The sequence below is a fragment of the Devosia sp. Root413D1 genome (assembly GCF_001425235.1).
In the GTDB taxonomy this organism is placed as follows: Bacteria; Pseudomonadota; Alphaproteobacteria; order Rhizobiales; family Devosiaceae; genus Devosia_A.
Genome location: NZ_LMEA01000008.1, coordinates 65,971 through 83,230, shown reverse-complemented (window position 1 = coordinate 83,230; position 17,260 = coordinate 65,971). Strand labels below are relative to the sequence as shown.

Sequence of the window (17,260 nt, the reverse complement as noted above, 5' to 3'; positions counted from 1 at the left end):
GCCTCGTGCCAATTCGACACAAAGCGAACTCGGAATTTAATCTTCTCTAAATATCCCGGGGCCCCTCCCCGGTCCATATCGCGCGGACGTGAGCGGCCGGCATTCGCTGCCGATGGTTAAGCCCGCGGCCGTCAACAGGGGATGAAAAACAGGCTCAAATCGACGCTTGCCAGCAGCTATAAGTGAAACTATGGTCCGCCGCGCTTGCCGGGCCGCCTTAGCTCAGTTGGTTAGAGCGCTAGATTGTGGATCTAGAGGTCCCCCGTTCGATCCGGGGAGGCGGTACCACTCCCGCACTGGCCCGGCACCAAGCAAATCCCCCCGCAGACACTGAGTAACGCTGGCCCATCCGGGCCCGGCGTCCCTCTCACATGGAGCGAGGCGATGGCCCGCGAGTTCATCCTGACTGGTGCCCCGGGTGCCGGCAAAACCGTTATCCTCAGGGCGCTTGAAGCCCAAGGCGTAGACGTGGTCGAGGAGGCGGCAACCGATGTGATCGCGCTCGACCAGGGGCGCGGCATCGAGGAGTCGTGGCGACGGCCAGAGTTCATCAGCGACATCACCCGGCTGCAATTGCTGCGGGCGGCGCGGCCTGCGACAGGGGCGGTGCGGGTGGCGGACCGGTCGCTGGTCTGCACGCTGGCGCTGGCGGAATACCTGGGCCATCCAGTACCGGAAGTGCTCGCCGAATCAATCCGTTCGATGCTGGCGTCGGGGCAGTACGAGCGGCAGGTGCTGTTCGTCGAGCTGCTGGGCTTCATCACCAATACGGAGGCCCGGCGGATCAGCCTCGCGGATTCGATGCGGTTCGAGCGGTTTCACGTCGAGGCGTATGAGCGGTTCGGGTTTGAGCTGGTGCGGATCCCTGCCCTGCCAGTCAACCAGCGGGTCGCCATGGTGCGGTCGCTGATCGGCCACCCGGCCGCCGCGACGATGAACCCTGACTGAACGAAGCGTTCGCGACGGGTTCAAGCACCTGATGGCAGTGGGAACGGCAACATTGCATTCACCATGTTGCCGAGGGGCTCCCGCATGCCGAAGTCGTTCAAGCTCATTGCCACCGCCATCGTCGCCACTGCCCTCGCTATCGCTCCGGCCTTTGCCGCGCAGTCCCCGGCCGGGACCTGGCAGACGGTCAGCGGCGAGTCGCGGTTCGAAGTGACGCTGTGCGGTGACGGTACCGAGGTCTGCGCCAGGCTGGTGTGGCTGCGCGACGATGCGCGCACCGCCGACAACCTCAGCTACCTCAACTCGTATGTGCTGAAGGGCGCCAAGCGGGCGCTCGAGAACAAGTGGCGCGGCAGCGCCGAATACATGGGCGAAGTGGTCAAGGGCACGCTGACATTGGTCGACGGCAACACCATGACCATCAACGGCTGCAAGGGCGCGCTCTGCCAGAAGTTCGAGCTGACGCGGATTTGACTGAAAAATGCGAGGGATGCCCAGCAACCAGTCTTACCATCCCCGCGTTATTGAGCGGTTACGCGTGCACGGAGTATTCAGAATGGATCACCGCGCCTACAGACTGACGTCCCCAGTTGCCAGCCGCAGGGCGAAGTCATGGCTGGCTGCGGCGCACGACGCCCGGTTGCGGCCGACCAACCCGATCGCGCCGATTGACGCGCCGGAGCTGCCGATGGTCGTCAGCTTCGAGGGGCTGACCGCGGTGGAGCAGCAGGCGGCGCTCGCCGCCTTCCCGGGCGGCAAGCGCTTCATGCTGCAGGGCTGAGTTACTGCGACAGCCGCAGGTCTGAGATGTTCTCACCGATTTCGCGGAAGGCCTTGATGAGGTCCGCGTTGTTGCTCGCCAGCTTGAAGTTCTTCGGCTCGGATGCGCATTTCTTCAACAGGTCAACGGCCGTGCCGGTCTCGGGCAGGTTGAAGCCCACGGTGTAGACCACGACATCCGTGGCGGGCTTCTGCATTTCGGCGCATAGGTCTTCAGCCTGGCCGAGCGGGCCGGCCATACTGCCCGAGGTGCCATCCGGCGCGCTGCAACTTACGTTATCGACGTCGACGCCCTTGCAGTACTCGGTGTTGTACACGCCATCGGTCATGATGATGACAATCTTCAGCGTGTTAGGCGCGGTGTATGAGGCGGGCTTCGACTCGAAATCCCCACCCACCGTCGCCGCCGGATCATCGAACAGCTCGGCGAAATTCGGCGATACCAGATACCAGGCCCACGCCGTACCAATCTGCCCGGCGGTACCTCCACTGGGTAGCAGCGCGCCCTGCACGGTATAAGCCTCGAGCTTGGCTTTATCGGCGGTAAGCGGCTGGATCTTGACAGGATTGCCGGCGCAACTCGCATTGCTGGTGTAGTTGATCGACAGCGGCGTGGTGCTGGGCGCGATATCTGTAAAGCTGTCGGTCATGCGCTCGGTGACGCACGAAGGAGTGGGCCGATAGAGCGTGCTGCCGGTGCCGATCCGGTAATACTCGCAGCCATACTTGGTGCACCAGGACTTGCCCGTCGTCACGGGCTGGACGTATGTCGTGCCGGGGCCGTAGACCGGGAGCGAGAAGGTGTCGTTCGTTACCTTGGTGATCGTGTAGTTCTTATTGTTCAGAGACGACATTCCGGATGAAACGTCGGTGATTCTGATGTAATCGTTGGTCGCGTATCCATGAGCTGCGACGGTAAACACAATATTGCAGCTAGAAATAACGCAACGCTTCATCTTGTCGGTCGTGCCGGTCTGATATGCGGCGTAGCCTCGCCCATCAACACGCGAACCGCCGGTGGTGTATAGTTCGAAGTCGTTTGCCGTTTTGTTCTTGACGACGTAGATCTTGTCGTTCAGATCGAGCATGCCCTTGACGCCGGTGATGTAAATTACATCGTCATTGTTGAAGCCATGGGCATTCTGAGTGATCTTCACTGGCCGGGTCTGACTTGCCCCGCTGATATCCTTCTCGAGGTTCCACCAGGCGACAGACGTCGCTGGCTTTGCCCCCTGGATCGCGCCACGCGCTTCTACCGCATAGGCGGCGCCAACGTTCACGGCGGTCGAGTACGGCACCAGCGCCATTTTGGAATAGGTTGGAGACTGCTCGTCTTTGACGACCAGCGGAATCAGTGTTGCGAGCGCCGTCTGCAAGGTCGCGATGCCGTCGGTACCCATCGAGCCGGTGGTGTCGAGCGCCACCGCCACCTCGAGGTTGACCGAGCCACGCGTCGCCTCGGACAGGATGCTGGTGGTCATGTCAGTGACGCCGACCAGTTGCACGAAGGCCATCGGGACGGTGATCGTTCCCTTCAGCTTGAGGGTACCGGTGGTCGTAGTGGCGTCGGCCCAGTCCACGGTGACCGTCAGGCTGTCATCATTCAGCCGCTCGAGCACGAGCTCTTCGGCAGAGAGTCGGAGTTGCTCTTCAGTCTGGCTGTAGATCTTGGGCGCCAGGCCGAGCGCTGCAGAATCAAGGGCGATCTGCATCTTGGTGCGGGCGGTTTCCATGGACGTGTAGTCCACGGCGGCGCCGGCCATGGCGACGAGGACGATGGCCAGCAGGCCAAAGATGACTGCGAAGACGCCGCGTTCATCGGCGTGGAACCGTTTGAAAAGCTCGAAAATGCCGCGCATAGCGCCGGAAGACCCCCAGAATTCCGGCGCCAGTGTCGCTGAAAATCCTAACTAAAGCACAATCACCTTGGCGCCAATTTTGACGCGCTCGTACAGGTCTTCGACATCATCGTTGACCATGCGGATGCAGCCCGACGAGACATCCTGACCGATAGTCCAGGGCTCATTGGTGCCGTGGATACGGTAGAGGGTAGAACCGATATAGATGGCGCGGGCGCCGAGCGGGTTGTTGATGCCGCCGGGCATGTAGTCGGGCAGGTTCGGCTGCCGGACCTTCATCTCGGCGGGCGGGGTCCAGCCCGGCCACTCGCGCTTGTTGGACACTTTGTGCGTGCCGCTCCACTCGAAGCCGTCACGCGCCGTGCCAATGCCGTAGCGCAGCGCCTTGCCGTCGCCGAGCACCAGGTAGAGGTGCTTCTCGCCGGTGTTGACGATGATGGTGCCGGCCTTCTGGTTGGATTTGTAGGCGACGATCTGCCGGCGGAACTCGGGCGCGAGGCGCACCTTGTTGCTCTTCAGCTTGTAGCCCGGACGGGGCTTGGAATCGTGCAGCGACGGGCGCGACTGCAGATCAAACATGAACAGGCCCTGCGCGGCGTTGGCCGTATCGGCAAAGACGGACAAGGACACGAGGCAGGCAGCGGCGGCGAGCACCGCCCGGGACGAACGCAGCATGGCACACACTCATCATTGGTACGCGGACGCCCGAGGGAGGTCGGGCGTCGCGCAGTATTAATGACAATATCGAACGCGACGTGAAGGAAATTGGTTAAGTGAAGGTGAGCCAGCGAGCTGGGTTTGTTGTTGTCCGAGCGCCCCGGCGAACATTTTACACCGGGGCGCGGACGCGAATGGCCTACGCCACCTGCTCGACCAGTAGCTCGTCCAGCCGGTCGTAGCTCTGAGCCATGCCGTCGGTCATGCCGGTCAGCAGCACCTGGTCGCGAACCTCCTGGCTGTCGAAGCTCATGGTGAGGGTAAGCGTGGTCCGGCCGCCGCGTTCCTCGAAGGTGGTGGTGACCACCGCCTCGCCGGGTGTGCCGATCATCCCCTCGGTATGGACGATACGGGACGGGACGACGATTTCGCGGTAGCGACCGGTGAAGCCGAACTCGGAGGCGTCGGCGTCGCTACGCCAGATGAAGCGGTAGGTGCCGCCAACGCGCAGGTCGATCTCGCAGATGGGCATGCTCCAGCCCGGCGGGCCGAGCTGCCAGCGCTGCACAAGCTGCGGCTTGGTATGGCAGGCAAAGACCAGGTCCGCAGGCGCGTCGAAGCTGCGCGACACGGTGACGGCGTTGTCAGAGGGGTGGGTGATTGTCAGGGCTGCGAGCATGCTGAGTCTCCATCTATAACCTGAATGTTCTATAACGCTCTGGTTATAGATGGTCAAGGAATGACTCAGACACGAGCGTGCCGCGCCACCCGGATCGCCCCCTGCCCTACAGCAGGACCTGTCCGGCCTCCGGTTCGTCGGGGATCTGCCAGCCGTCGGGCAGCAGGCGGCCGAGGGCGGCGGCGGCGTGAGCGAGGCTGAAGGGCTTGGTGAGCACTTCGCTGGCCCCCAGTTCCCTGGCGCGGGCGATGGTTTCGCGGTTGGGATAGGCGGTGATCATCACCACCGGGACCCGCCCATTGCTGGAAAAACGCGGGTCGCGGATCACCTCGAGCAGCGCCGCGCCGTTCATTTCCGGCATGTACCAATCCATGAACACGATATCGTAGCGCGTCGCGTGGATGGCGCCGACGGCGGGCGCGGCGCCGGGGAGTTCATCGATCGAAACCAGGCCGAGCTTGCGCAGGGTTGCCGCCACTGCGGCGCGCGCATAGGCATTGTCGTCGACGACGAGCGCCTTCAGCTCCTGTGGCAGGATCATTGGCGTTTGGCCCCCCAGCCGATTCGCCAGTTATGTTGTCGCGAGAAACAAAAGCGTGCGGACTTCCGATCGCAATTGCTTGACGCGAGATCGAACCGGAAAGCACCTTCCCTGATCGCGCTATCTTGCCTGACGCGAGATCGAACCGGAAAAGTCTGCGACTTTTCCTGATCTCGCTTATGGGGCTCATCTATTTACCGGGAGTTAACCATGTCAACGCCGACCGAGGTGATGCGCTGCAGCTGGGCGGGGAGCGACGAGCTCTATCAGCACTATCACGACCGCGAATGGGGACGGCCGGTGACGGACGACGTCAGGTTGTTCGAGAAGCTCTGCCTCGAGGGGTTCCAGTCGGGCCTCGCGTGGATCACCATTCTGCGGAAGCGGGAGAATTTCCGCGCGGCCTTCCATGGCTTCGACCTCAAGAAGGTCGCAGCGATGGACGAGGCCGATATCGAGCGGTTGCTGAAGGATGCCGGCATTATCCGGCATCGCGGCAAGATCGCCTCGACCATCAACAACGCCAAGCGGGCGCTGGAGCTGCAGCAGGAGTTCGGCTCACTAGCCGCCTATTTCTGGAGTTTTGAGCCCGAGCCGGTTGAGGGGCCGATCGTCTCGGGGAGTATCCCGGCGGAGACCGAGGCGTCCAAGGCAATGAGTAAGGACCTGAGGAAGCGCGGGTTCTCGTTCGTTGGCCCGACGACGAGCTATGCGTTCATGCAGGCGATGGGGCTGGTGAACGACCACGTCGACGGGTGCTTTTGCCGGGCCGAGGCGGCAGCTGAGCGGAATGCGCTGAAGCGACCGAAATAGCCTCACCTCTCTCTGTCCGGCGGTGCTTCGGGCACTATCGAACCTCCACCACCAGCTGTCATCGAGTTGGGGGCAAAAGCAGCACGTCAACTCGACCGACCGCCCCCCGCCGAGGGGGAGATGGGGCCGGTGCGCGTGGTACCGGCCCCGCTCTTACCTGATCAGCAGCAGGGCCATCAGCTCGAGCTTGGACAGCTTGAGCTCTGGGCGCAGCTCATCGTTCGGGTTGAGGTGTTGTTTCGGCTTCTGGGCGTAGCGGCGGAGGCCGAGTTTGCGTGGGAAGAACATCGTGTCGTCCGGCGACGTTGCGCCGGCTCCCTCAATAGCGGGTTTGCTGTTGGCGGCTCAGGAACAGCACCATGAGTTCGAGGCCGGTGACGTTGCCGGGGATCGGCAGCTCATCGTTTCGCCGCTCCCGGAGCGGAAGCGGTTCGTCGACAATGGCGTTCCGGCGACGGTCGCTGGAGCGTTTGAACAAGAACATCTGCGTATCCGGACGCGTCACGCGCCGGCTCCCTCAGGATGGGTTGCGGTCAACGGCTCATGAACAGGGCCATGAGTTCGAGGCCGGTGATGTTGCCGAGCAGCGGCAGGCCGTCCCTCTGCCTCTCGCGAGGCGGCAGGGGCTGGCCGAGATCTGGCTTCCGACGTCGGTCGCCGGGGCGGTTGAACAAAAACATGTGCGTGTCCGGACGCGTCACGCGCCGGCTCCTTGAATGATTGAACTGCTAACGGGCGCCGGCCGGACGAGAGCGAGCCCTCGCCGGGACCGGACGAGGCAAAGCCCTCGCCGGGAGGCCGGCGCCCCTGAAGTGCTCTACATGCGGAGGTCGGGCGGCAGCCCGATATCCTTGAGCAGGTGCGGCGACAGCGGAGCGGCGCTGCCCCGGCGATAGGGCCGGAGGACGCGGCGCAGCATCGCATCGGCACGGCGCCGGGCGATGAACAGGCGGATCCGCCCGATGAGGCCGATTTGCCCGATGTCGAATTCGGGCGTGTTGAGGATGCGCGACGTGGCGCGGTCCCGTACGATGAGAACCATCTGATCTGTCCGGGACAAAGCCCGGTCCTCTGATGCAAGCAGAGGGACAGCGGTGGCGGACTGCGGCCTCACGAGAAGACCGCAGCCGCTGTCACCGATAATCCCAGTGGCTTTTCGGCTCCATCACCTCGGGCATCAGCCCGAGATCGCGACGGAGATGACTGGGCACAGGTGGCGAGCCGCGAGACTTGTAACGTCTCGCCGCGCGCGCCAGCTGGGCGTTGGCAAGCATCGTGACGGCTGCTGATACCAGCGCGCCGGCGACGCCTACATGAGTGTGCGCCTGAGCGCGGTTGGTGCGTGCCGGGGCACGGGTCTGGAGTTCAAGAGTCATGATCTCATCCGGGCGCAATGCGGCCCGGTCCTCTGGTTGAGAGACAATGGTGGTGGCGACGGAATCCGGACGCGAAGGCGCCGAATGGCGATGCCGGTTGCTGGGGTTCAGTCGAGGCTAGAAAAGGCTGGAACAGAGGACCCCGGGGAGGGGTCGGCGCCGGTTAGGCGCGAGAGAGACCAGCTGGGTTAACGCCAGGACCGGAAGCGAACATCGAATGAATCATGCGTCGCCTCCTCTTTGGTTGGCGTTGAACGAAGGGGCTGATACGCCGACTCGGAAGCAATGCCAACCCCGGATGCGACAGGCTGACGCACCACGCATGATACTGTTGCCGCAAAGACACAGGTGGTTTCCTTGAGTCAGCGGGGGCTTTCCGTTAGGAACCAGCCTCAGATTCCGGGCTCTGACCAGCAGACACCATGACCGACAAGAAGAAGCTCATCGCGCCGCGGTTGCCGCGCGGCTTCGAAGATCGTTTGCCCGCCGATATTTCGGCGGTGAACGCAATGACGGCGAAGATCCGCGCGGTCTACGAGCGCTATGGCTTCGATCCGGTCGAAACGCCGCTGCTCGAGTATACCGAGACGCTCGGCAAGTTCCTGCCCGACACCGACCGGCCGAACGCCGGGGTGTTCTCGCTGCAGGACGACGACGAGCAGTGGATGAGTCTCCGCTACGATCTGACGGCGCCGCTGGCCCGGCACTTCGCCGAGAATTTCGACAAGCTGGCCAAGCCCTATCGCAGCTATCGAGCCGGCTATGTGTTCCGCAACGAGAAGCCGGGGCCGGGGCGGTTCCGCCAGTTCATGCAGTTCGACGCCGACACGGTCGGCGCGGCGGGGCCCGAGGCCGATGCCGAGATGTGCATGATGATGGCCGACACCATGGACGCGCTGGGATTGGCCGGCAAATACGTGGTGAAGGTCAACAACCGCAAGGTGCTGGACGGAGTGCTGGCGTCGGCGGGTGTCGTCGACGAGGGGCAGAAACTCTCGGTGCTGCGCGCTATCGACAAGCTCGACAAGTTCGGCACCGACGGGGTGGCGCTGCTGCTTGGGGAAGGCCGCAAGGACGAGAGCGGCGACTTCACCAAGGGTGCGGGCCTCAGCGACGGACAGCGCGCCGTGGTGCTGAACTATGTGCGTGGCGAAGAGCCGGAGCACAATGAGGGGATTGCCGAGCTCAACGCCATGCAGGCGCTGTTCGACGCGGCCGGCTATGGCGCGGACAGGATCAAGATCGATCCGGCAGTGGTGCGTGGGCTCGAGTATTACACTGGCCCGGTGTTCGAGATCGAACTGACCTTCAAGGTGCAGAACGAGAAGGGCCAGGATGTGGTGTTCGGGGCGGTCGGCGGCGGCGGACGCTATGACGGTCTGGTGAGCCGGTTCCGTTCGGAACCGGTGCCGGCAACCGGCTTCTCGATCGGCGTGTCGCGGCTTGCCCATGCGCTGCGGCTGACCGGCAATCTCGGGGCCGAGGAGCCGCTGGGGCCGGTGGTGGTGCTGGTGCTCGATAAGGAGCAGACGGCGCGCTACCAGGCGATCACCTCGCGGCTGCGCCGGGCGGGAATCCGGGCCGAGATGTTCATGGGCAATACCAAGAACTTCGGCAAGCAGGTGGCTTATGCCGATAAGCGCAACGCGCCGGCGGTGATCATCGAAGGCACGCAGGAACGCGAGCTCGGCAAGGTCCAGATCAAGGACCTGATCGCTGGCAAACAGGCGGCCAAGGCGATTGCCGACAACGCCGAATACAAGGCAGCGCGGCCGGGCCAGTTCGAATGCGACGGCGACCTCGACGCCATCGTTGCGGCCATCGCCGAACTGCCGGCAGTGGCCGCCTACCTGGAAGCCAACAAGTGAAGACAGCCTCTGAGCGATATGCGGCGCTGGTACGGCTGGTCGAGTCGCGCACGGTGACGCGCGCCACCCCGGCGCTGCTGCTGCCTGCCGGCCCCTATTTCGATCTCGCGGGTGAGGAATTCGGGCGGAACCTGCTGCTCACCACGACCAATAACGGCGTCGAGTACTGCCTGAGGCCGGATTTCACGCTGCCGATCGCGCAGCAATATCTCGAGGAGGGGCTGACCGGCGCCCCCTCGGCCTACACCTATCTCGGCCCGATCTTCCGCCAATACCAGTCCACCCCGGTCGAATTCGAGCAGGCCGGGCTCGAACTCCTGGGCCAGGCCGATGCCGACAATGCGCTCGACCAGGTGCTGACCTTCGCGCGCTGGGCGCTGGCCATCTACGACATCACCGCGCCGAACGTGCGGCTGGGCGGGGTCGGGCTGTTCGAGGCGTTCCTCGAAGCGGCTGAGATCCCGGTGGCGTGGCGCAGCCGCATCCGTCACCGCTTCGGCCACCCCGAGGCGCTGGAGCGCCTGATGGAACGGCTCAGCAACCCGGAAGAACGGGCGGAGGCCCCTGCCCCCGATAGCCGTGACACGGTGATCGAGATCGTTACCGATGCGATGCTGTCGGGTGGGCTGAGCCTGATCGGCAGCCGCACGCCGGAAGAGATCGCCGACCGCTACCTCGAAAAGCAGGCGCTGGAATCGGCGCCGATCCCACCCGAGACGGTGGCGTTGCTGCAGAACTACCTGTCGGTTGCCGAGAGCACCGAGACGGCATTCGAGCGCATCTCGGAGATGTGCAAGCAGGCCGGGTTCGATTTCGACGAGCCGCTGTACCAGGTGCGCAACCACGCGGCGGCGCTGGCGGCGCTATCGCCCAATGCCGACGTGATCTTCGATGCGAGCTTCTCGCCGCGCCTCGATTACTATACCGGCATCGTGTTCGAGATGACCGGCTCGGACGGCGAAGTGCTGGCGTCGGGCGGCGAGTATGACCGCATGCTGGAGCGGCTGGGCGCGGGCGAGCCGGTAAAGGCCTCAGGCTGTGCGCTCTGGGTCGACCGGCTCGAGAGGGAGGCCGAACAATGAGCACCTTGCCCGGCGGCCTGACGCTCGCGATCCCCAGCAAGGGGCGGCTCGAGGAGCTGACCCGCAAGGCCTTCTCGACGGCGCGCATGAACATCGCCCGTCCGGGTGGCGCGCGCTCCTATGTCGGCTCGATCAAGAACCAGCCGCAGGTGACGGTGCGGTTCTATCCGGCGGCCGAGATCGCGCGCGAGCTGATCCTCGGCGGTGTCGATATCGGCGTCACCGGTTCTGACCTGATCCACGAGGCCTCCGAGAACGGCGAAGAGAACGTGCTGTTCGTGCGCGGGCTCGGCTTCGGCGAAGCCAATGTGGTGGTGGCCATTCCCGACAGCTGGATCGACGTGCAGCAGATGACCGACCTCGCCGATGTGGCGTCGGATTTTCGCTCGCGTCATGGCCGCTGGCTGCGTGTTGCGACCAAGTATGTGAACCTGACACGGCGGCACTTCGCCAAGTACGGCATTGCCGAGTATCGCATCGTCGAGAGCGCCGGAGCGACGGAATCGGCGCCGGCAGCCGGATCGGCCGACCTGATCGTCGACATTACTTCGACCGGCTCCACCCTCGCCGCCAACCAGTTGCGCGTGCTGGAGGACGGGCTGATCATGAAGTCGGAAGCGAACCTGATCGTGTCACGTACTGCCGACTGGACGCCGCTCAGGAAGGCGCAGCTCGAAGCGCTGCTGTCGATCATGGGCGGGGTGCCGCCGGGGATCTCCACCCTGCTGTGAGCTTCGACCTGACGATCCTCGTCGCACTTGGCTTCGTGGGGCTGCTCGCGGGGTTCGTCGATGCCATTGCCGGTGGCGGCGGGCTGATCGCCATTCCGGCGCTGCTGGCGGTTGGCATACCGCCGGTCACCGCGTTCGGGACCAACAAGCTGCAGTCGGTGGTGGGCACGGTGATCGCCGCCTTCACCTACTGGCGCAAGGGGTTCGTGTCGCTGAAACTGCTAGCGGTAGCGATCCCGCTGACCTTTGGCGGCTCGTTCCTCGGGGCGCTGGCGGTCAAATCGATCGATACGACAGTGCTGCAATACGCCGTGCCGGTGGCGCTGATCGCGGTGGCGCTCTACTTCGCCTTCGCACCCAGGCTCACCGACGAGGACAGCCACGCCCGGCTCGGCATCGCGATCTTCCTGCCGCTGATGGGCTTTGCCGTCGGGTTCTACGACGGCATCCTGGGGCCGGGGACGGGGTCGTTCATGACGCTCGGCTTCGTGACACTGTTCGGCTTCGGGGTGACGCGCGCGGCGGGGCACACCAAGGTGCTGAACCTCACTTCGAACCTGGGCGCGCTGGCGCTGTTCATCCCCTCGGGTAACGTCGTGTGGCTCGTGGCGGGGGTGATGATCGTCGGGCAGATCATCGGCGGCTATCTCGGGGCACTCACCGGCATCCGCTTCGGCGCGAGGCTGATCCGACCGCTGGTGGTGGTGGTGTCGATCGCGCTGGCGGTGAAGCTGCTGGTGTTTCCGTAGAGTGCTTTGAGCCGCTAGCGGCGGAAGGTCAGGACGCGGCGCTCGAGCCGTCCCTGCAGCAGCGGCAGCGCGAGACTCATGGCGTGCGCGAGCTGCCGTGGGACGGCGCGAAGTTCGTTCAGCACGCCCTGCAGCCCGCCACGGCTCGATTGGCGCTTGCCGCGGATGTCGGAGGGGACGGCCACCTGTTCCTGCTCGCAGATGGCAGGTTCCAGCACAAAGGGCGCGAGCCGGCCGAACAGCGTCGAGCGGCCGGGGTTGAACATCATCTGGTCGATCGGGTCATCAACCGACGTGGTGGCCTCGAGCAGCGCGCGGGCGCCGGCGGCGGAGACGACGTAGCCAGCCGTGCCGGCGCATTTGCCGTAGAAGCGGCCGACGCGGCGGCTGTGAGCCGGCCGGGTGTCGCGATCCATCAACATCGGGCGATGGCGGCCATAGCGCTCGAGCTTGACGACATCGGCGCCCGGCGGGATCCAGACGCTATCGGCAAAGAACTGACCACAATCGTCGGCAAGGATAGCGTCGTCCTCGAGCACGACGGCGTAGGGCTCGCCTGAGGCCAGGAACCGGCGCCAGAACGTCCTGTGGCTCAGCGTGCAGGCGAGGTCGCCGCGGGAGATGCGGCCATGCACGCCGGCCCGCACCTCGATCTCGGCGAACTCGGGGGCGTCGGTCTGGGCATCGACGGCGTCGATGTAGTCGAACTTCAGACCCAGTCGTTCGGCCTGCTGCTGCATAAACGCCCGGCGGTCGGGGCGGCGCGCCAGATTGATCACGTAGACATGCATTCGACACCGCGGGGTGGTCAGGATTGCCGTGCTGCTTCTTGGCCAAAGCCGGTGACTATGGCAAGCGCCGTAGGCGGCGGTTCAGGCTTCGTTGAGGACGCACAGAGAGTTGCGTCGTCGGTTGGTGTCAAAAACGCTAGTATCTCGAACAACTTACATTCGGCAGGTGAAATTATGCGCGCATTTCTGGGCCTCATGAGCCTGATGTTTCTACTGCTGGTCGCCTCTCCCTTGCAGGCGGCGAGCTTTGATTGCAGCAAGGCGGCGGCCGCCGATGAAGTGGCGGTGTGCCGCGACGGCGTGACCTCGGCGCTCGACAGCGAGATGGCCGGGCTGTTCTACGCCTACGACAAGGTGCCGATGTTCATGGGCGCCAACGGCGCCCGGCACGACGACGCCGAAGCGTTCCTCGCCGACCGCGGCAAATGCGGCGCCGACATCACGTGCCTGCGCAAGGTGTATACCGAGCGGATTGCGGCGCTGAAGGCGGAACTGGGCACGTCGATGCAGCAGTTCTCGGACCTGCAGAACCAGGTGCCACCGGTAACGGCGCCGATCCCTGAGGGGGTTGAAACGCTGATATCCGGCTATGCCGAGCAATGCACCAAGCTGGGTGGCACGCTGAACGCCGGCGGCGACCGGCCGGGGCTGCTGAGCGCCGACCTCGATGGCGACGGGATCGCCGACTACGTGATCAACTCGCAGCCGCTGCAGTGCAGCAATTCGGCGACGGCGTTCTGCGGCAATGGCGGCTGCGCCGTGCAGATCGCGGTGTCGTCGGAAAAGTTCGCCGCCCCGATCGAAGCGCTGGGCGGCATGCCGACGCTGGTGCAGGCCGAAACCGGGACGACGGCGCGGCTATGGGTCGACAGCACCAATTGCCCGAAGGCGACGGCGGCTGACGCCTGCTGGGCGACCTACGCGTGGGTGGGCGGCAAGCACACGGTGACGTACGCGGCAGAGCCGGCGCCGGCGATGTAGCCTGCGGGTCGCTCGTCGCTGCGCTCCGATCGCGCAACCTGACGGTTGCGATACCCCTCATCCGCCCTTCGGGCACCTTCTCCCTCAAGGGGAGAAGGTGATTACCTCAGGCACCTCAGTCGGGTGCCTTCTCCCCTTGAGGGAGAAGGCGGCGCGTAGCGCCGGATGAGGGGTACGCGCAGCGAAGCGTAGCGCGCTACGAGCGGAGCGAGGAGCGAAGGCGCCCGCCCCTCACCGCGTGTTGTGCAGCATGCCCTGGAAGGCGCGGTAGCTGGCTTTCGGTGTGCGCACCTGCGTCTCGTAGTCGACATGCACGATGCCGAAGCGCGAGGTGTAGCCTTGCGACCACTCGTAGTTGTCGAGCAGCGACCAGGCGAAAAAGCCTCTGACATCGGCGCCCTGCCCCTGCGCGTTGGCGACGGCCCGCAGATGCTCGTCGTAGAACTTCACCCGGCGCTCGTCGTTGGTCTCGCTCATACCGGTTTCGGTGACATAGAGCGGCAGCTTGGTGTAGTCGCGGTTGACGTGGACCAGCAGGTCCTCGAGCCCCTTGGGGTAGATTTCCCAGCCGAGATCGCTGGTCTCGAGGTCGCCGGAGCGGCGCTCGGCGCCGAACAGCCCATTGGGGCCGGCAGCGTAGAGGCCGCGGGTATAGTAGTTGATGCCGAGCCAATCGAGCGGACGGGAGACGACTTCCATATCCTTCTCGAAGCCCTCGGGCAGGTACTCGGCCAGCCGGCTGGTGAGTGCCTCGGGGTAGCGGCCCTTGAACACGCCATCGAGATACCAGCGGTTGAACAGCGCATCGCCGAGGTTCTGCGCTTCGATGTCCTCCGGCTTGTCGGAGGCCGCCTCGGTCTTTTCGAGGTTCAGCACGATGCCGAGGTTTTTGACACTCTCGGCGCGCAGCGCGTCGATGGCGGTGCCATGGGCGAACAGCACGTGGTGCATGGCGCGGGATGCGGCGCGGAGGTCGCGATAGCCGGGAGCATGGATGCCGAGGAAATGGCTAAGGAAGGCGACGCACCACGGCTCGTTGATGGTGGCGGTGGCGGCGAGGCGATCGCCGAAGTGATGCCCCACCACGGCAGCATATTCGGCGAACCAGCTGGCGATATCGCGGTTCATCCAGCCGCCCTTGTCCTGCAGCGGGCTCGGCAGATCCCAGTGATAGAGCGTGGCGTAGGGCTTGATGCCGCGCTCGAGCATGCCGTCGATCAGGCGGTCATAGAACTCGAGCCCTTTGGGGTTCACCGCGCCGATCCCCTCGGGGATGAGGCGCGGCCAGGCGAAGGAGAAGCGATAGGCGTCGAAGCCGCCATCGCGGATCAGATCGAGGTCGCCAGGCCAGCGGTTGTAGTGGTCGCAGGCGACGGCGCCGGTATCGAGGTTCTTCACGTTGCCGGGGGTGGATGAAAACGTGTCCCAGATCGAGGTGCCGCGGCCATCGGTCTGGCCGCCCTCGATCTGATAGGCGGCAGTGGCGGCGCCGAAAGTGAAATTCGGGCCGAGCTCGTCACGCGAAATCGAAAACACTTCTCACTCCTCAACAGGGCGGCGCTCATGCGCTCGTTGTGGTCGTTCCGGGACGCCGATTCTCGACGCCCGCGGATCAATGTAATCGATTGCATAACAGTGCGAAGAAGGGATGTCACCGGTGTTACCGAGAAGCTGGTGGCTGTGGCCCCCCACCCCTGTCCCCTCCCCGCAAGGGGGAGGGAGACCCTCACACTGATATCGAGGCGATCGTCTCCCTCCCCCTTGCGGGGAGGGATCAAGGGTGGGCGTCAGCCCGCCCCGGCGTTAGGGGGCCACCTCAGGAAGATCAGCTCCGGATCGCCCTCGTCGAGCTGCTCGAATGCACCGGTCTGCTCGAAGCCGAGTTGCGGCAGGAGGGCACGCATTGGCGCATTGGACTCGTTGGTCGAGGTCCAGAGCTTCTGGTCGGACGGCGTAATCGAGATGCAATGCTCAATCAGGGTACGGCCGATGCCGGTGCGGCGGAAGGCGGCGCCGACCATCAGCATTTCGATGAAGGGCGAGCGGAAGAAGCTGCGGGTGAGCGCGACATAGCCGGCGACGGCGCCATCGCGCTCGGCGAGGTGGCAGTGGCCCAGCGCGATCCACTCGGCAATCGCCTCGCGGCGGTCGGCGCTATGGGTGGCGACGTGGTCGATGGCGATGAGCGCGTCGATGTCAGCTGCGGTGGCGAGCCGAAGCGACAGCATGGCTCAGGGTTTCAGCTGCGGGCTGGCGGCGAGGATGGCGCGGACGATGGCGCGGAAGGCCTGCGCCTCGGCGCCATCGGGGTCGGTAGCGACGACCGGCCGGCCCGCATCGGAGCTTTCGCGGATCGACATCACCAGCGGGATTTCGCCGAGGAACGGGATATCGAACGTGCTTGCAGCGGCTTTGGCGCCGCCATGGCCGAAGATGTCGTAGCGTTCTCCCGTGTCCGGGGCGACGAAGTAGCTCATGTTCTCGATGAGGCCGAGGATCGGCACGTCGGTGCGGAGCAGCATGTCCATCGCCTTCTTGGCGTCGATCAACGCCAGATCCTGCGGGGTGGAAACGATGACAGCGCCAAGCAGCGGCACCTGCTGGACCAGCGAGATCTGGATATCGCCGGTGCCGGGCGGCAGGTCGACGACCAGCACATCGAGACCGCCCCAATCACTCTCGCGCAGCAGTTGCCGCAGCGCCGAGGTGGCCATCGGGCCACGCCACACCACCGCCTGATTGGCAGTGAGCATCGAGCCGATCGACATCGCCTTGAGGCCATAGGCCTCGTGTGGAGCAAAGATACCGTCGTCGCGAACGGCGGGCTTGCCCTCGAGGCCGAGCAGCTTCGGGATCGAGGGCCCGTAGAGATCGGCATCGAGGATGCCGGTGCGCAGGCCCTCGGCAGCAAAGCCGAGCGCCAGGTTGACGGCGACGGTGGATTTGCCGACGCCGCCCTTGCCGGAGCCGACGGCGATGATATGGCGGACGCCGGGCACGGCTTCGCGCGGCGGTGGGCCGGGACGGCCCTGCGCCTTGGCCTGGCCGGTCGCGGCCTGGGCGCGGTCGGAGGTGAGCGACACCATGACCTTGCGGCCCTCAGCAACCTTTTCGGCCGCAGCCTGGGCAGCGACGCGGGCCGGACCGAAGGCGGCTTCCATGCCCGGCGCAACCGAGATGGCAAAAGCCACGGCGCCGGTGGTGACGATGATCTCGCTTAACCCCCCATAGCCCGCCAGTTCGCCGCCGCCGGGGATTTCGACGGAAGCGAGCGCGTTGCGGACGGCGGTGGCGATGAGTTCATTGGCCATGGGGGAAGCCTTGCCTGAATTTCCCCGCTGTCACCGGGTCATTCCCGCGCAAGCGGGAACTTCTGTTTGCAGTGGATGCGGCGCGCTCCGAAAC

At 64.8% G+C, this 17,260-nt stretch carries 22 protein-coding genes and 1 tRNA gene; 10 read left to right on the top strand and 13 right to left on the bottom strand.

Annotated elements, in window-relative coordinates; genetic code table 11:
- The first annotated feature begins 211 nt into the window (after nt 1-211).
- The 4 genes from ASC89_RS08915 to ASC89_RS28690 all read left to right on the top strand — a co-directional run bounded on the left by ASC89_RS08915 (nt 212) and on the right by ASC89_RS28690 (nt 1,729).
- A tRNA-His gene (locus ASC89_RS08915) sits at nt 212-288 on the top strand.
- A 96-nt stretch (nt 289-384) separates the two neighbouring features.
- Complete coding sequence (locus tag ASC89_RS08910) at nt 385-948, top strand: AAA family ATPase (protein ID WP_055996922.1); 564 nt, start codon at nt 385-387, stop codon at nt 946-948.
- An 84-nt stretch (nt 949-1,032) separates the two neighbouring features.
- On the top strand, nt 1,033-1,422 hold the full coding sequence (locus ASC89_RS08905; protein ID WP_055884813.1) for a DUF2147 domain-containing protein: 390 nt from the start codon (nt 1,033-1,035) through the stop codon (nt 1,420-1,422).
- A 166-nt stretch (nt 1,423-1,588) separates the two neighbouring features.
- Nucleotides 1,589-1,729 (top strand): hypothetical protein, encoded by a 141-nt coding sequence (locus ASC89_RS28690; RefSeq protein ID WP_156387437.1) that lies wholly within the window; start codon nt 1,589-1,591, stop codon nt 1,727-1,729.
- A gap of 1 nt (nt 1,730) precedes the next feature.
- Here ASC89_RS28690 and ASC89_RS08895 read toward each other — a convergent pair whose 3' ends face one another.
- From ASC89_RS08895 to ASC89_RS08880, 4 genes are all read right to left on the bottom strand, one after another.
- Nucleotides 1,731-3,587 (bottom strand): TadE/TadG family type IV pilus assembly protein, encoded by a 1,857-nt coding sequence (locus tag ASC89_RS08895; RefSeq protein WP_055996915.1) that lies wholly within the window; start codon nt 3,585-3,587, stop codon nt 1,731-1,733.
- 51 nt (nt 3,588-3,638) lie between these two features.
- On the bottom strand, nt 3,639-4,262 hold the full coding sequence (locus ASC89_RS08890) for a L,D-transpeptidase (RefSeq protein ID WP_055884805.1): 624 nt from the start codon (nt 4,260-4,262) through the stop codon (nt 3,639-3,641).
- A gap of 181 nt (nt 4,263-4,443) precedes the next feature.
- Nucleotides 4,444-4,923: an SRPBCC family protein gene (locus ASC89_RS08885; RefSeq protein WP_055996912.1), complete on the bottom strand. Its 480-nt coding sequence runs from the start codon at nt 4,921-4,923 to the stop codon at nt 4,444-4,446.
- A gap of 106 nt (nt 4,924-5,029) precedes the next feature.
- On the bottom strand, nt 5,030-5,464 hold the full coding sequence (locus tag ASC89_RS08880) for a response regulator (RefSeq protein WP_055996909.1): 435 nt from the start codon (nt 5,462-5,464) through the stop codon (nt 5,030-5,032).
- A 210-nt stretch (nt 5,465-5,674) separates the two neighbouring features.
- Between ASC89_RS08880 and ASC89_RS08875 the strand changes: the two genes are divergently transcribed.
- Nucleotides 5,675-6,277 (top strand): DNA-3-methyladenine glycosylase I, encoded by a 603-nt coding sequence (locus ASC89_RS08875; RefSeq protein WP_055996904.1) that lies wholly within the window; start codon nt 5,675-5,677, stop codon nt 6,275-6,277.
- A 153-nt stretch (nt 6,278-6,430) separates the two neighbouring features.
- On the opposite strand, the gene ASC89_RS29100 is transcribed toward ASC89_RS08875, so the two are convergent.
- From ASC89_RS29100 to ASC89_RS28425, 5 genes are all read right to left on the bottom strand, one after another.
- The gene (locus ASC89_RS29100) at nt 6,431-6,565 is read right to left on the bottom strand and encodes a hypothetical protein (protein ID WP_274532700.1); all 135 of its coding nucleotides are present in this window, start codon (nt 6,563-6,565) and stop codon (nt 6,431-6,433) included.
- Nucleotides 6,566-6,596: 31 nt separating this feature from the next.
- Nucleotides 6,597-6,761, bottom strand: coding sequence for a hypothetical protein (locus ASC89_RS28435; RefSeq protein ID WP_156384553.1), 165 nt, complete (start codon nt 6,759-6,761; stop codon nt 6,597-6,599).
- Nucleotides 6,762-6,810: 49 nt separating this feature from the next.
- The gene (locus ASC89_RS28430; RefSeq protein ID WP_156384552.1) at nt 6,811-6,957 is read right to left on the bottom strand and encodes a hypothetical protein; all 147 of its coding nucleotides are present in this window, start codon (nt 6,955-6,957) and stop codon (nt 6,811-6,813) included.
- A 137-nt stretch (nt 6,958-7,094) separates the two neighbouring features.
- The gene (locus ASC89_RS08870) at nt 7,095-7,319 is read right to left on the bottom strand and encodes a hypothetical protein (RefSeq protein WP_055996901.1); all 225 of its coding nucleotides are present in this window, start codon (nt 7,317-7,319) and stop codon (nt 7,095-7,097) included.
- Between the two features lie 91 nt (nt 7,320-7,410).
- A complete protein-coding gene (locus tag ASC89_RS28425; protein ID WP_069908658.1) occupies nt 7,411-7,653 on the bottom strand; it encodes a hypothetical protein in 243 nt (80 codons plus the stop codon).
- A 422-nt stretch (nt 7,654-8,075) separates the two neighbouring features.
- On the opposite strand from ASC89_RS28425, the gene hisS reads away from it, so the two are divergent.
- From hisS to ASC89_RS08850, 4 genes are read left to right on the top strand one after another with little or no spacing between them, the layout of a single operon-like run.
- Complete coding sequence (hisS, locus tag ASC89_RS08865) at nt 8,076-9,521, top strand: histidine--tRNA ligase (RefSeq protein WP_055884790.1); 1,446 nt, start codon at nt 8,076-8,078, stop codon at nt 9,519-9,521.
- Nucleotides 9,518-10,603: an ATP phosphoribosyltransferase regulatory subunit gene (locus ASC89_RS08860; RefSeq protein WP_055996898.1), complete on the top strand. Its 1,086-nt coding sequence runs from the start codon at nt 9,518-9,520 to the stop codon at nt 10,601-10,603. The genes hisS and ASC89_RS08860 overlap by 4 nt, the downstream gene beginning before the upstream one ends.
- Nucleotides 10,600-11,334, top strand: a complete 735-nt coding sequence (gene hisG, locus ASC89_RS08855; RefSeq protein WP_055884785.1) for an ATP phosphoribosyltransferase — start codon at nt 10,600-10,602, stop codon at nt 11,332-11,334. Before ASC89_RS08860 ends, hisG begins: the two co-directional genes overlap by 4 nt.
- Nucleotides 11,331-12,083 carry a TSUP family transporter gene (locus ASC89_RS08850; RefSeq protein ID WP_055996895.1) on the top strand — a complete coding sequence of 251 codons (753 nt, stop codon included), beginning with the start codon at nt 11,331-11,333 and terminating at the stop codon, nt 12,081-12,083. The genes hisG and ASC89_RS08850 overlap by 4 nt, the downstream gene beginning before the upstream one ends.
- A 14-nt stretch (nt 12,084-12,097) precedes the next feature.
- Here ASC89_RS08850 and ASC89_RS08845 read toward each other — a convergent pair whose 3' ends face one another.
- On the bottom strand, nt 12,098-12,874 hold the full coding sequence (locus tag ASC89_RS08845) for a glycosyltransferase family 25 protein (protein ID WP_055996892.1): 777 nt from the start codon (nt 12,872-12,874) through the stop codon (nt 12,098-12,100).
- Between the two features lie 174 nt (nt 12,875-13,048).
- On the opposite strand from ASC89_RS08845, the gene ASC89_RS28775 reads away from it, so the two are divergent.
- Nucleotides 13,049-13,855, top strand: a complete 807-nt coding sequence (locus ASC89_RS28775) for a lysozyme inhibitor LprI family protein (protein ID WP_200940432.1) — start codon at nt 13,049-13,051, stop codon at nt 13,853-13,855.
- Nucleotides 13,856-14,086: 231 nt separating this feature from the next.
- Here the strand turns inward: ASC89_RS28775 and ASC89_RS08835 are convergent, their stop codons facing one another.
- The 3 genes from ASC89_RS08835 to ASC89_RS08825 form a co-directional block, all read right to left on the bottom strand.
- The gene (locus ASC89_RS08835) at nt 14,087-15,391 is read right to left on the bottom strand and encodes a GH1 family beta-glucosidase (protein WP_082533256.1); all 1,305 of its coding nucleotides are present in this window, start codon (nt 15,389-15,391) and stop codon (nt 14,087-14,089) included.
- A 251-nt stretch (nt 15,392-15,642) separates the two neighbouring features.
- Complete coding sequence (locus ASC89_RS08830; RefSeq protein ID WP_055996889.1) at nt 15,643-16,083, bottom strand: GNAT family N-acetyltransferase; 441 nt, start codon at nt 16,081-16,083, stop codon at nt 15,643-15,645.
- Between the two features lie 3 nt (nt 16,084-16,086).
- Nucleotides 16,087-17,166 carry an Mrp/NBP35 family ATP-binding protein gene (locus tag ASC89_RS08825; protein ID WP_055996886.1) on the bottom strand — a complete coding sequence of 360 codons (1,080 nt, stop codon included), beginning with the start codon at nt 17,164-17,166 and terminating at the stop codon, nt 16,087-16,089.
- Nucleotides 17,167-17,260: the final 94 nt, after the last annotated feature.